General features: G+C 66.4%; 12 protein-coding genes. 6 read left to right on the top strand and 6 right to left on the bottom strand.

The annotated features are described in order from the left end of the window. Nucleotides 1-10: 10 nt before the first annotated feature. Both alaS and recA read right to left on the bottom strand, forming a co-directional pair. Nucleotides 11-2,674, bottom strand: coding sequence for an alanine--tRNA ligase (alaS, locus tag RLN94_RS07640; RefSeq protein ID WP_350126922.1), 2,664 nt, complete (start codon nt 2,672-2,674; stop codon nt 11-13). A gap of 138 nt (nt 2,675-2,812) precedes the next feature. Further along, nucleotides 2,813-3,904 carry a recombinase RecA gene (recA, locus tag RLN94_RS07635; RefSeq protein WP_350168745.1) on the bottom strand — a complete coding sequence of 364 codons (1,092 nt, stop codon included), beginning with the start codon at nt 3,902-3,904 and terminating at the stop codon, nt 2,813-2,815. 185 nt (nt 3,905-4,089) lie between these two features. Between recA and RLN94_RS07630 the strand changes: the two genes are divergently transcribed. The 4 genes from RLN94_RS07630 to RLN94_RS07615 all read left to right on the top strand — a co-directional run bounded on the left by RLN94_RS07630 (nt 4,090) and on the right by RLN94_RS07615 (nt 5,697). Continuing rightward, the gene (locus RLN94_RS07630; RefSeq protein ID WP_350127009.1) at nt 4,090-4,731 is read left to right on the top strand and encodes a gamma-glutamyl kinase; all 642 of its coding nucleotides are present in this window, start codon (nt 4,090-4,092) and stop codon (nt 4,729-4,731) included. A gap of 354 nt (nt 4,732-5,085) precedes the next feature. Further along, on the top strand, nt 5,086-5,286 hold the full coding sequence (locus RLN94_RS07625; RefSeq protein WP_350126916.1) for a hypothetical protein: 201 nt from the start codon (nt 5,086-5,088) through the stop codon (nt 5,284-5,286). Beyond that, nucleotides 5,279-5,437 (top strand): hypothetical protein, encoded by a 159-nt coding sequence (locus RLN94_RS07620; RefSeq protein WP_350126913.1) that lies wholly within the window; start codon nt 5,279-5,281, stop codon nt 5,435-5,437. The genes RLN94_RS07625 and RLN94_RS07620 overlap by 8 nt, the downstream gene beginning before the upstream one ends. After that, a complete protein-coding gene (locus RLN94_RS07615; RefSeq protein WP_350126910.1) occupies nt 5,434-5,697 on the top strand; it encodes a hypothetical protein in 264 nt (87 codons plus the stop codon). The genes RLN94_RS07620 and RLN94_RS07615 overlap by 4 nt, the downstream gene beginning before the upstream one ends. 25 nt (nt 5,698-5,722) lie before the next feature. Here the strand turns inward: RLN94_RS07615 and RLN94_RS07610 are convergent, their stop codons facing one another. Together RLN94_RS07610 and RLN94_RS07605 are read right to left on the bottom strand one after the other, a co-directional pair. Continuing rightward, the gene (locus RLN94_RS07610) at nt 5,723-7,975 is read right to left on the bottom strand and encodes a hybrid sensor histidine kinase/response regulator (protein WP_350153582.1); all 2,253 of its coding nucleotides are present in this window, start codon (nt 7,973-7,975) and stop codon (nt 5,723-5,725) included. Nucleotides 7,976-8,252: 277 nt separating this feature from the next. After that, on the bottom strand, nt 8,253-9,296 hold the full coding sequence (locus RLN94_RS07605) for an RsmB/NOP family class I SAM-dependent RNA methyltransferase (RefSeq protein WP_350126905.1): 1,044 nt from the start codon (nt 9,294-9,296) through the stop codon (nt 8,253-8,255). Nucleotides 9,297-9,607: 311 nt separating this feature from the next. Here RLN94_RS07605 and RLN94_RS07600 point away from each other — a divergent pair, with 311 nt between their 5' ends. After that, entirely contained in the window at nt 9,608-10,528 is a 921-nt protein-coding gene (locus RLN94_RS07600) for an AEC family transporter (RefSeq protein WP_350126902.1), read from the top strand. Nucleotides 10,529-10,631: 103 nt separating this feature from the next. Beyond that, complete coding sequence (locus RLN94_RS07595) at nt 10,632-10,814, top strand: hypothetical protein (RefSeq protein ID WP_350126899.1); 183 nt, start codon at nt 10,632-10,634, stop codon at nt 10,812-10,814. 3 nt (nt 10,815-10,817) lie between these two features. Here RLN94_RS07595 and RLN94_RS07590 read toward each other — a convergent pair whose 3' ends face one another. Both RLN94_RS07590 and RLN94_RS07585 read right to left on the bottom strand, forming a co-directional pair. Beyond that, entirely contained in the window at nt 10,818-11,543 is a 726-nt protein-coding gene (locus tag RLN94_RS07590; RefSeq protein WP_350127006.1) for an RlmE family RNA methyltransferase, read from the bottom strand. Next, nucleotides 11,543-12,655 (bottom strand): Ppx/GppA phosphatase family protein, encoded by a 1,113-nt coding sequence (locus RLN94_RS07585; RefSeq protein ID WP_350126896.1) that lies wholly within the window; start codon nt 12,653-12,655, stop codon nt 11,543-11,545. The genes RLN94_RS07590 and RLN94_RS07585 overlap by 1 nt, the downstream gene beginning before the upstream one ends. Nucleotides 12,656-12,779 lie beyond the last annotated feature (124 nt).

The raw sequence follows: 12,779 nt of genomic DNA, 5'->3' as shown, positions 1-12,779 counted from the left end.
GAAACCTCCCTCAGCCGGCCAGGACCTGTTCGGCCGCCTCGATCGCGGCGCCGGCGTTTTCCACGTCCCTGCCGCCGCCCTGGGCCATGTCGGGGCGGCCGCCGCCGCCCTTGCCGCCCAGATGCGGCACCGCCGCCTTGACGAGGTCGACGGCCGAAACGCGATCGGTCAGGTCGGGGGTCACGCCGGCGGCCACGGCGGCCTTGCCGCCCGCGTCGGCGATGAGCAGCACCGCGCCGGAGCCGAGCCGCGCCTTCATCTCGTCGATGAGCGGCGGCAGGTCCTTGCCCGAGACGCCATTCAGCACCTGCGCCAGGAATTTCACGCCGCCAACGTCCTTGGCCTCGGCCCCCTCGCCTTTCGACGCGCCGCCGCCCATGGCCAGCTCGCGCCGGAGCTGGGCCACCTCGGCGGTCAGCGCCTTGCGCTCGTCGAGCAGCGCGCGGACACGGTCGACCGCCTCCTCGGGCCGGGTCTTCAGTTCGGAGGCCACGGCGGCCAGACGGTGATCCTGTTCCGAGAGGTAGCGGAAGGCATCGGCCCCGGTCAGCGCCTCGATCCGGCGGACGCCGGCGCTGGAGGCGCCTTCGGCGATGGTGACGAAGACGCCGATATCGCCGGTGTGGCGCACATGGGTGCCGCCGCACAGCTCGATCGAGTAGGTCCGGCCGTCGAGCCCCTTGCCCGAGCCGTCCTCTGCGCCCATCGACACGACACGCACCTCGTCGCCGTATTTCTCGCCGAAGAGCGCCTGAGCACCGATTTCGCGGGCGTCGTCCGGCGTCATGATCCGGGTTTCGACGGGGGAGTTCTGGCGGATGAAGCTGTTCACCTCGGCCTCGACCTGGGCCAGTTCCTCGAGCGTCAGCCCCTTGGCATGGCTGAAGTCGAAGCGCAGCCGGTCAGGCGCGTTGAGGCTGCCGCGCTGCGCCACGTGATCGCCGAGCGCCTTGCGCAGCGCCTCGTGCAGGAGGTGCGTGGCCGAGTGGTTGGCGCGGATCCGCGTGCGGCGGGCGTGGTCGACCTCCAGCTTCGCGGCGGTGGCGTTGGCGATCTCGCCGTCGGTCACCTCGGCGAAATGGATGAAGACTCCGGCCACCTTTTTCGTGTCGGTGATGCGGGCGGTGCCGGTATCGGTTTCCAGCGTGCCGGTGTCGCCAACCTGCCCGCCGGCCTCGGCGTAGAAGGGCGTCTGGTTCAGCACGAACTGGACGGTGTCGCCGGCCTTGGCACTGTCGATGCGTTTGCCCTCCTGCACCACGGCCACGATCTGGGCCTCGGCCACTTCCGTATCGTAGCCGAGAAAATCGGTGGTGCCCTTCTCTTCGGCGATGTCGAACCAGACGGTCGAATCCGCCGCCTCGCCCGAGCCGGACCACGCCGCGCGGGCCTTGGCCTTCTGCTCGGCCATGGCGGCATCGAACCCTTCGGTGTCGACCGCGCGGCCCTGTTCGCGCAGGGCATCCTGGGTCAGGTCGAGGGGGAAGCCGAACGTGTCGTAGAGCTTGAACGCCGTCTCGCCGGGCAGGTTCTGGCCCTCGGGCAGGCCCTTCAGCTCGGCATCGAGCAGGCTGAGCCCGCGGTCGAGCGTCTGCTTGAAGCGGGTCTCCTCGAGCTTCAGCGTCTCCTCGATCAGCGGCTGGGCGCGGCCGAGTTCGGGGAAGGCCTGTCCCATCAGCGCCACGAGGGTCGGCACCAGGCGGAACATCACCGGATCTTTCGCGCCCAGCAGGTGCGCGTGGCGCATCGCCCGCCGCATGATCCGCCGCAGGACATAGCCGCGCCCCTCGTTCGAGGGCATGACGCCATCGGCGATGAGGAAGGAGGTCGAGCGCAGGTGATCGGCGATCACCCGGTGATGCACGTTGCCCGGCCCGTCGGACGCGCCGTCGGTGATGTTGGCCGAGGCCTCGATCAGGGTGCGCATCAGGTCGGTGTCGTAATTGTCGTGCTTGCCCTGCAGCAGCGCGCCGATCCGTTCCAGCCCCATGCCGGTGTCGATCGACTGCATGTCGAGCTCGCGCATAGTGCCGTCTTCGAAGCGTTCGTTCTGCATGAAGACGAGGTTCCAGATCTCGATGAACCGGTCGCCGTCTTCCTCGGCGCTGCCCGGCGGGCCGCCCCAGATCCCGGGCCCGTGGTCATAGAAGATCTCGGAACAGGGGCCGCAGGGGCCGGTGGAGCCCATCGACCAGAAATTGTCATCCGTGGCGATGCGGATGATCCGGTCATCGGTTAGCCCTGCGTATTTCTTCCAGATCTCCGCCGCCTCGTCATCGGTGTGATAGATGGTGACGAGCAGCTTGTCCTTGTTGAGGCCGAAATCCTTGGTCAGCAGGTCCCAGGCATAGGGGATCGCCTGGTCCTTGAAGTAGTCGCCGAAGCTGAAATTCCCCAGCATCTCGAAGAACGTGTGGTGGCGGGCGGTATAGCCCACGTTGTCGAGATCGTTGTGCTTGCCGCCGGCGCGGACGCATTTCTGGCTGGTGGTGGCGCGGGTATAGTCGCGATGCTCGACCCCGGTGAAGAGGTTCTTGAACTGGACCATCCCCGAGTTGGTGAACATCAGCGTCGGGTCGTTGCGCGGCACCAGCGGAGAGCTGGGAACGATCCGGTGATCGTTGCGCTCGAAGAACGACTGGAAGGTGGAGCGGATTTCGTTGAGCGTCGGCATCGGGTCTCTTCCGGTAGCGGATTTCGCGGGCGTCACGCTGATTTAGCGGTGCGTCAGGCCCATGTCCACAGCTAGCGGTCACCACGAAAAGGCCCGGGCCGATACGGCCCGGGCCCCTGCCCCGCAAATGGCGGAAGATCAGGCTTCGAGGATGTCGTCCGAGGTGCCGCTGCCGTCCTCTTCATCGAAACCCGACATGTCGAATTCGAGCCCGTGGGCGGCCCGGATCTTGTCTTCGATTTCCAGCGCGATCTGCTTGTTTTCCTTGAGGAAACTCTTGACGTTCTCGCGCCCCTGGCCGATGCGCTCGTCGCCGTAGCTGAACCAGCTGCCGGATTTCTCGACCACGCCGGCCTTGACCCCGAGATCGATCAGTTCGCCGGTCTTCGAGATGCCCTCGCCATACATGATGTCGAATTCCACCTGCTTGAAGGGCGGGGCGACCTTGTTCTTGACCACTTTCACCCGGGTCTGGTTGCCGACCACCTCGTCGCGGTCCTTGACCGAGCCGATGCGGCGGATGTCCATCCGGACCGAGCTGTAGAATTTCAGGGCGTTGCCGCCCGTGGTGGTTTCGGGCGAGCCGAACATCACGCCGATCTTCATGCGGATCTGGTTGATGAAGATGACGGTGCATTTCGAGCGGCTGATCGAGCCGGTCAGCTTGAGCATCGCCTGGCTCATCAGCCGGGCCTGCACGCCGACGCTGCTGTCGCCCATGTCGCCTTCGAGCTCGGATTTCGGGGTCAGCGCCGCGACCGAATCGACCACGACCATGCTGACCGCGCCGGAGCGGACCAGGGTGTCGACGATTTCCAGCGACTGCTCGCCCGTGTCGGGCTGCGAGATCAGCAGCTCGTCAAGGTCGACGCCCAGCTTCCTGGCATAGATCGGGTCGAGCGCATGTTCGGCGTCGACGAAGGCGCAGACGCCGCCCTTCTTCTGTTCCTCGGCCACGCAATGCAGGGTCAGCGTGGTCTTGCCCGAGCTTTCCGGCCCGTAGATCTCGACGATCCGGCCCTTGGGCAGGCCTCCGATGCCGAGCGCGATATCGAGGCCCAGCGAGCCCGTCGAGGTCGACTCGATATCCTGTACCGGGTTGTCGGCGCCGAGCTTCATGATCGAGCCCTTGCCGAACTGGCGTTCGATCTGCGCCAGCGCGCTGTCGAGCGCCTTCTGCTTGTCCGCGTTCTTCTTCGAATCCATCGTCAAAAGATCTGCCGTTGCCATGTGGTTTTCATCCTTATTTCACACCCTGTTCCGGGCGTCCATCGCTGCATTCGTTCACCTCTTGTTCTCGACGTTATGCAGACAAAAGTGGAACATTTCAAGAAAATTGTTGTCAAATCCACTTTTGCCCAAGGGGGTTAAGAAGTAGTTTACGGTTGAGGCGAAACCGGGGGCAGATGACCAGCATGCTTGTTTTTGCACGGGAAAAGCTTGTGTTCCTGTCGGTGCCCAAGACCGGGACGACCGCCTGGCAGGCCGCGCTGGAGCCGCTTGCGACGATGGTGGTGCGCGACCCGCCGGAGTTGAAGCATGCGCCGGTCTTCCGCTACAACCGGTTCTTCCGGCCGATGCTCGAGAAATTCGTGGGCGAGGACCTGACGATTCTGGCGGTGATGCGCGAGCCGGTCGACTGGCTGGGAAGCTGGTACCGCTATCGCCAGCGCGACTTTCTCGAGGGCCAGCGGACCAGCACGCAAGGCGTCAGTTTCGACGATTTCGTGCTGGCCTACATGAAGGGCGACCGGCCGGCCTTTGCCAATGTCGGCTCCCAGGCGAAGTTTCTCGAGCCGCAGCGCAACGGGACGGCAGCGACGCATGTCTTTCGCTACGAGGACCAGGCCGGGCTGAAAGCCTTCCTGGAAGAGCGGCTTGGCACGCCGCTGGCGACCGATGTCAGGAATGCCTCGCCGCCGATGCCGCTCGACCTGTCGCCCGGGGTGGCGGAAAGGTTTCGCCGGAAGTTCGATTACGAGTTCGCCTTGTACGAGGGCATCGGCCCCGGCGGAGCGTACACGCCGCTGCCGGGCGACGTGACCCGGTCGGCATGATCTGTCGAAGCGGGCACGATCGTCGGTCTGCGGGTCGCGCCGACAGCCCTGCCCCCACAGCATGTGCGTCATGGCGGATATCCCTGTATGGCAGGGTCAGACCGGCCCGATTCGATCAGGCATAGGGAGGGGCGAAAGCGTGCGGTTGTCCATATTGCTGTTGGCCTATGACATGCAGCGCGAGGTCCCGAGGACGCTGCGCTCGACCCTGCCGCCGTTGCAGAAAGCTGTCTCGGGTGAAGATTACGAGATCGTCATCGTCGACAACGGCTCCGACCCGGCCACAGGCCTGGCGGGGGGCTTTGCAATCTCGAGATCTTCCGGCGCTATGTCATCTCGCGGGGCGCGCGCAACGTGCTCCTGCTCGGAGAGGCCACGTTCCACCAGTTCCACGGGGGCGCCGCGACCGCGCGCCCGGACTATTTCGGCGACAGCCGCGAGGAGTACAGGCGGGTCACGGGGGCGGATTATGCGCGCCCGCAGTACGATTTCGAAGTGGATACCGGCCTGGATTACGATGGGGGCAGCGTGATCGAGAAATGGTACCATGGATAGGATGTCACCACCCGTCACCGTGCTGGGGATGCATCGAAGCGGCATCTCGCTCGTCTCCGCCTGCCTGGAGGCGGCCGGGCTTTTCCTCGGGGAGGTGAACACGTCGGCGCCCTCCTGTCCCTGGCCGAAGGGCTGGCGCTGTGGCGGGTGACGAACAGGAAGCTTCTGGACCTGGCGGAGACCATGCCCGTCACACTGTTGCGGTTCAGCGGCGAGGGGCTGCGCGACCCGTTGTTTTCCCGGCCGATGTCCCGCTTTGTCCGGGATACCGGGCTGCAGAAGGATTGGCGCGATTTCTACGATGGCACCTTGTTGCATCATGATGCCGCCGACGCGGACGGGGCCGAACCGGGCGAGGATGACCTCCGCCTCTGGCAGGCGCTGAACGCGCGGGCGGACACGGAAACGTAGAGCCCGGGGCCGCGGTTTCGAGATGTCAGGCCGGGCGGTTGCGGCCTTCGCTGACCTGGGCGCCGACCGTCTCGGTCAGTTCGGTGAGGGAGAACGGCTTGGGCAGGAAGACCGAGTTCGGCACCTCGGTCTCGCTCTCGCCGAAGGTTTCCGGCGCGTAGCCCGAGATGAAGATCACCTGCGTGTCGGGGCGGGTCGTCAGCGCCTCCCGCACCCAGGAGGGCCCGTCCATCCCCGGCATGATGACGTCGGTCAGGAAGACGTCGATATGCAGGCCGTCATCCTCGAGGATCTTCAGCGCGGCCTCGGCCGAGTCGGCCTCGAGCACGGTGAACCCCCTCATTTTCAGGGCGCGGCTGGCGAAGGCGCGCACCGGCGCCTCGTCTTCCACCAGCAGCACGACCCCCTCCGCCTTGGCGTCGCGCAGCGAGGGCAGCGGCGCGGGCGCGGCCACCCGCGCGGGCGCCTCGTGTGCCGGGAACAGCATGAGGAAGCGGGTGCCCTCGCCCGGCGTGCTGTCGACGAAAATGAACCCGCCGGTTTGTTTCATGATGCCGTAGACGGTCGACAGGCCCAGCCCGGTGCCGTCGCCCGGCCGCTTGGTGGTGAAGAAGGGCTCGAAGATCTTTTCGAGATGATCGGCCGCGATGCCCGCCCCCCGATCGGTGACGGTGACGGCAACGTAGCGGCCCGGCGCCACGACGGCCCTGTCGCGGCGAAGCGGCTCCTTCAGGATCCGGTTGCCGGTGGTGATGGTGATGTCGCCCCCGTCGGGCATGGCGTCGCGCGCGTTGACCACGAGGTTCATCAGCACCTGCTCAAGCTGCCGCTTGTCGGCCCGCACGGCCCAGAGCTCGGGATCGTGGCTGACCTCGAGCGTGACCTTTTCGCCGACCAGCCGGTTCAGAAGATGCGTCAGATCCGACAGCACCTCGCGCAGGTCGATGACCCGCGGCCGCAGGGTCTGCTTGCGGGAATAGGCCAGCAGCTGGCTGACAAGGGCCGCGGCCCGATTGGCGTTCTGACTGATCTGCACAAGGTCGGCATAATCGCCGTCATCCTGCTCGTGGCGCAGAAGCAGAAGGTCGCAATGACCCGAGATCGCCGCCAGAAGGTTGTTGAAATCATGCGCCACCCCGCCCGCGAGCTGGCCGATGGCCTGCATTTTCTGGCTCTGGACGAACTGGGCTTCGAGGAATTTGAACTTGGTCGCATCGTGCAGGACGGCGATCAGCACGGCTTCGCCATTGTCGATCGCGGGCGTCAGTGCCACCTGCACGAACACCTCCCGATCCTCGCGCCTGACGCGGACGGTTTCGGCCTGGACCGTGCCGCGCCCGGCGGCCGCATCGTCGAGCCAGTCCGGCAGCGGGCGGCCGGGGCTTTCCAGCACGTCGGCCAGCCGCCGGCCCTCGGCGCTGTCGATCGCCAGCAACGCGCGGGACGGCCGGTTCGACAGCAGGAGCCGCCCGTCGCGCGACAGTTTGAGCAGCGGCACCGGCAGCGCCTCGAAGAAGGCCCAGCCGTCCGGCGCGTCCTCCGCCGCGGCGACGGGCGGGAAAAGGAAGACGTCGCGCGTGCCGTCCTCACGGGGCCAGTCGGCCACCAGACGGCCGGCCGGGCCCTCCTCGGTCAGGATCGTGCAGACCTGGCCCGCGCGAAGCGGCCCCTGCGGACAGAACGCCTCGCACTCGCCGCCGCGGGCGCCGAGCAGCCTTTGGCCGGCGTCGTTGAGGCCGAGCACCTCGTCCCCTGCCCCGAGGCGGACGACCGGGACCGCGCCGCCCGGCACGGCCGGTCCGGACGGAGAGGCCGTGAAGTGCACGCGCCAGAGGCAACGGTCGCCGCCGGTCGAATGGACGCTGACCGAGAGCCTTCCATCGGGCCTGTCGACCTCGCGCAGCGCGGCGCCGCGGGTGCGGACCTCTCGTTCCATGTCGAACAGGAAGGCCGACACGTTGGCCAGTTCCGCATCCAGGAGCCCGGTCAACGTCGTTTCATCCTCGCCACCGAAGGCCGAGCGCGCGGCAGGATTGGCGTAAAGCAGCACCAGGTCCGGCCCGGTCAGGGCCACCGGCACGGGATCATGGGCGAAGAAATCGGCCACGTGTCGCACGGCAGCGCGGTCGGCCCGGTCGGTGCGCCGGACCACGACCCAGATGCAGATCGCGGCCAGAGCCAGAAGCACCGCCGTGAGAACGAATGTCAGCCGGGCGAGACCGCCGCCGGAGAGCAGGGCCGCCGCGGCGAAAAGCAGCGCCGCGCCGAGGATCGCCATGCCGCGTGGCCGGAGTTGCGCCACCGCGCGTTGCGTAGAAGACTCGTCAGCCGTGTCGAAGTGCAAAACCGTGCCCCGAATGAAAAACAGCGATATCCCCTGTTTTTCTCAAAATGATTAAGCATGATTTAACGGCGCCGAATTCTGCAGGTCAAGGTTGTGGCTTGCGTCATCCGGGCGCAGTGAACTGCGCCAGGTAAAAGCCGTCTCCGGTGTCCGAAACGGGCCATCTTTGCTGTAACTTCAGCGTCCAGTCGCTTGAATTCACTAGGAACTCTTAAGTTTTCTCTTCGTTTTCCGCGCGCAGGATGGAGCAGGTCGTGTAGACCAGCGTACCGCCGGGACGCACCAGTGCCGCCGCGCGTTCCAGGATTTCGGTCTGCAATTTCGTCAGTTCCGACAGCCGGCCGGGCGCAAGTCGCCATTTGGCCTCCGGCGCCCGCCGCCAGGTGCCGCTGCCGGAACAGGGGACGTCACAGAGGACGAGGTCGTAAGTCGCGTGGCCGGCCAGGTCGGCGGCGGACAGGAGCGTGACGTCGCAGCCGGCGCGGGCGGCACGTGGCGGCAGGTCCTTCATGCGGGCCGGCTCGGCGTCGTGGGCGAACCAGGTGGCGTCGTGACGGGCGGCGAGTGCGAGGGTCTTGCCACCGCCGCCGGCGCAGTAGTCGAGCACCCTGCTGCCGGGCGCCAGCGTGAGCGCGTGCATCGCGGCCTGGCTGCTGCCGTCCTGCAACTCGACGATCCCGTCCCGGTAGGCGGCAGACCCGGCGATGCGGCGGGCACCGGAGGAGACGATGAGGGCGGTCGGCGCGATATCGACCGGATGGGCGGATATGCCTTCTTCCTTCAGAAATTCAATGGCTTGCGACAGGTTCTTGAGGCGAATATTCACGCGCAGGGTCACCGGCGCACGGGACCGGAGCGCATGCGCGGCGGCCTCGGCCTCATTGCCGAGGGTCTCGCGGAAGGCCGTGACGAGCCAGTCAGGCAGATCGAGCCGGTCGCCGTCGGCCTCGGGCGGGGCGCCGGCCGTGCGCTCCTCGGGGGTCAGCGGCGCCGGGGCATGGACCTCGCCGGTGAAGAGCGTCTCGGGGTCGGTATCCTCGGCCCGGATTGCGCCGATCATCACCCCGCGGCCCGTTCGGGCGCCGCCGAGACAGGCGTAGGATCGCAGGCAGCGCAGGGCCTGGAAGACATGATCCCGGACGGCGGCGCGGTCTTTCGAGCCGGCATAGCGGGCGCCGCGGGCCCAACGGGTGAGGCTCTGCTCGGCAGGCTGGCCGTCAAGCACCTGGTCGAGGACCGCGATCGCGGCGGCCACGCGGGCGCCCGGGGTCACGTGTTCACCTGAAGGTTGGTGTATATGATACTGATATTCCTCAACGTTGAGCAGGTTTGGGCACGAAACCTCCGGGGCGTGCAATGGCGCGTTTTCCTGCCCATACCTGATTAGGCCCTCTTTCGTCGATCAATCCGGGGCGGACCGTCGAAACCGGGACAATCTAGGATGCCGCGGACACGGAACACAAGACGGCAGTTCCCTTATGGGACGAGCCGCGCCACCGGGCTCGGACGGGGCGATGTTTGCATTCCCCGGTCACTGCTCTAATGATGCGGGAAAGGAGCGTGCGATTGTCCAGTATCATCAAGGTTCTGACCGACCCGATCCTGCCGATCTTCGCGATTGCCATCATCGGCTACCTGCTGGGCCGCACCGGGCGGGCGACCGAGGAAAACGCGCGCATCATCAACCGGTTCGCCATGTCGATCCCGATGCCGGTGCTGGTGTTCGGGCTGCTCGCACGGTCGGATTTCGGCGCCTTCGTCTGGGACAAGCTGCTGATCTATGCCGCCGGCGAAGCCGTGATCTTCACGATCGTGTTCTTCGGTGCCCGGAAGCTCTTTGCCTGTGCCGTGACCGAGGCCGTGCTGCTGGGGGTCTGCGCGGTCTTTTCCAACACGGTGATGTATATCCTGCCGATTTCGCAACTTGTTTACGGCGTGGATGGCGTGGGGCCGGTCGTGTCGGTCATCGTGCTGGATGTGCTGTTTCTTTTCGCGGGGTCGCTGATCTTCCTCGAGCTGTACGGCAACAAGGCCTGGCACGCCGGGGCGATCGCCGGGAAGCTGGTGCGGATGCCGCTGATCGTGGCCATCCTCGCCGGGCTGATCGCCGGGGTGGCGCAGGTGGACATGCCCGGGCCGGTGGATACGTTCATCGACTTCAACGGTGCCGCCGCCCCGCCGATCGCGCTGTTTGCCCTGGGCGTGGTGCTGTCGAAGACACGGATGTCGGCCGATCCGGTGGTGCTGACGGTCGGGGCGATCAAGATGCTGGCCTTTCCGGCGCTGGTCTGGGCCGTCTTCGCGGCCGTCTCGCCGGGCTGGACCCCGCAAAGCCAGCAATTCATCCTTGCCGCCGCGGGCCCCGCCGGGGCGATGGCGTTCAGCATGGCGCTGCTCTACGACGTGCGGGCCGACCGGATCGCGCAGATCATCGTGGGCACCAGCGCGCTGACCCTGCTGTCGCTGGCGCTGGTGTTGACGATCTAGGGCGGTTCGTCACGCTATTCCCCTCGTTTCGGGCAAATTGTGCCTCAATCGGTTGGTAACTCCGGCTATTGTAGCTTCTTACGAGTACCTGGAGATTCGTGCCTTGCGCCCTGCCCCGCTGCCCATGCCCGTCACCCTGTTGCGCCATGCGCGGCTGTTCGAACTGATCCGCCAGGACAATCTTGCGGCGCTGCGCCGCGAGACGTCGCTGGCGAAGGAGACCCTGCAGGAAGAGAGCGCCGCCTTCGCCAGGCGGGCGGCACAGACGCTGTCGGCGCAGAATTAGAGACTACTCCGGCGCACCCCGGTAGCCCGTCGCCACCACGAACTTCTCGGAACTGTCCGAACGCGAGGCCGGCGGCTTGACGTTGGCGACCTTGGTGAAACGCTGCTTGAGGAGCTTCTGCAACTCGCCCTCGGCCCCGCCGGCCAGCACTTTCGACACGAAGGTGCCGCCCTCTTCCAGCACGTCGAAGGCGAGATAGGCCGCGGCCTCGCAGAGCGCGATGATGCGCAAATGGTCGGTTTGCTTGTGCCCGGAACTGGCGGCGGCCATGTCGGACATGACGACGTCGGCCTTGCCGCCCAGCCATTCCTTGACCTTGTCGTCGGCGCCCTCGTCCATGAAATCGAGCTGGTGCAGCTCGACCCCGGCGATGGGCTCGACCTCCTGCAGGTCGACGCCGAGGATGAAGCCCTGTGCCTTGCCGGCTTTTTCACCCAGGGCATTGACGCGCGGCACCGCCACCTGGCACCAGCCGCCGGGAGCACAGCCGAGGTCGACCACCCGCGCGCCGGGGACGAGGAAGCGGAACTTGTCATCCAGTTCCATGATCTTGAAGGCCGCGCGGCCGCGATAGCCCTCGGCCTGCGCGCGCTTCACGTAAGGATCGTTGAGCTGCCGCTGCAGCCAGCGGGTGGAGGACGACTTGCGCCCCCGCGCGGTCTTCACCTTGACCGTCAGATCGCGCTGTCCGCGCCCCGAGGTGTTCTTTCCGTCCGGTTTCTTGGCCATCATGCGTCCGTATCTTCGAGCACCCCGTCCGAGGACATGAGCGCGTAGAGTATGCCCTCGCGCAGGCCGCGATCGGCGACAGACAGCCGGTCGGTGGGCCAGCAGCGCAAGAGCGCCTGAAGGATCGCCGCCCCCGACATGATCAGCGCCTGCCGGTCGATGCCGATGCGCGGATCGCGGCGCCGCCCGGCGGGGCCGAGGGCGAGGTAGGTGCGGATCACCTTGTCGATTTCGTCAGAGGTCATGCGCAGCCCGTCGACCTTGTTGCGGTCATAGCGCTTGAGGCCCAGGTGGCTGGCGGCGACGGTGGTGACGGTGCCGGAGGTGCCGACGATCTGGAAGCCCTCGCGCGGGGGTTCGTCCTTGTAAGGGGCGAATTCGGCGAGGTTCTCCTCGAAGAACCAGCTCATCAGGGCGAAGCGGGCGCTGTCGTCCTCGACGTCGCGGAACTGGTCGCGCAGGGTGGCGACGCCGAGCGGCACGCTGATCCAGTCGACCACGCGGGCCCGCGGCCCGCCGTCATCGGGCAGGTCGAAGCCGCCATGCATCCGCATGATGGCCCGCGCCCGGCCCTGGGGCGGCACGTCGGTCAGGTCGATCCAGACCAGCTCGGTCGAGCCGCCGCCGATATCCACCACCAGAAGCTGTTCGGTCTTCGGGCTGACCAGCGGCGCGCAGGAGACGACGGCAAGCTGAGCCTCCTGCTGGGGCTGGATGATCTCGAGCCGCAGGCCGGTTTCGCGATAGACCCTGTCCATGAACTCGCGCCCGTTGGCGGCGCGGCGGCAGGCCTCTGTCGCGACGAGGCGCATCTTGACCACCTTGTTGCGCTTGAGCTTCTGCTGGCAGACCCGCAGCGCCTGGATCGTGCGGTAGATCGAGGCACGCGAAAGCCGCCCGGTTTTCTCGAGACCCGAGCCGAGCTGAACAGACTTGGAGAAGCTGTCGACAACTGAAAATTGGCCGCCCTTGGGACGGGCAATCAGCATACGGCAACTGTTGGTGCCCAGATCCAACGCCGCGTACAGCGGCGGCGCATCGGGCCGGGTCAGTGCGGGGCTCTCTACCGCTTTCGGGATCGCGCCCGCACTTACGGGACGCTTGGGCGCCATATTCTTACGCCCTCCATTTCGAGTTGAGTCGAAGGTAGGCTCTTGCGGCGCCTCGCGCAAGCTCTTGGCGTTTCACATTATGAATATGAAAGCATTTCCGGCTAATGCTCGTGAACGGGGGCGT

This window comes from Roseovarius sp. (genome assembly GCF_040223625.1).
GTDB lineage: Bacteria > Pseudomonadota > Alphaproteobacteria > Rhodobacterales > Rhodobacteraceae > Roseovarius.
Note: the sequence above shows the minus strand (reverse complement) of the source record. Positions and strands in the feature narration are given on the sequence as shown.

What these genes read in the sequence shown, in the direction of transcription:
- alaS (WP_350126922.1), bottom strand. Translation starts at nt 2,674, where the DNA reads ATGCCGACGCTCAACGAAATCCGCTCCACCTTCCAGTCGTTCTTCGAG.
- recA (WP_350168745.1), bottom strand. Translation starts at nt 3,904, where the DNA reads ATGGCAACGGCAGATCTTTTGACGATGGATTCGAAGAAGAACGCGGAC.
- RLN94_RS07630 (WP_350127009.1), top strand. Translation starts at nt 4,090, where the DNA reads ATGCTTGTTTTTGCACGGGAAAAGCTTGTGTTCCTGTCGGTGCCCAAG.
- RLN94_RS07620 (WP_350126913.1), top strand. Translation starts at nt 5,279, where the DNA reads ATGGATAGGATGTCACCACCCGTCACCGTGCTGGGGATGCATCGAAGC.
- RLN94_RS07610 (WP_350153582.1), bottom strand. Translation starts at nt 7,975, where the DNA reads ATGGCGATCCTCGGCGCGGCGCTGCTTTTCGCCGCGGCGGCCCTGCTC.
- RLN94_RS07590 (WP_350127006.1), bottom strand. Translation starts at nt 11,543, where the DNA reads ATGGCCAAGAAACCGGACGGAAAGAACACCTCGGGGCGCGGACAGCGC.
- RLN94_RS07585 (WP_350126896.1), bottom strand. Translation starts at nt 12,655, where the DNA reads ATGGCGCCCAAGCGTCCCGTAAGTGCGGGCGCGATCCCGAAAGCGGTA.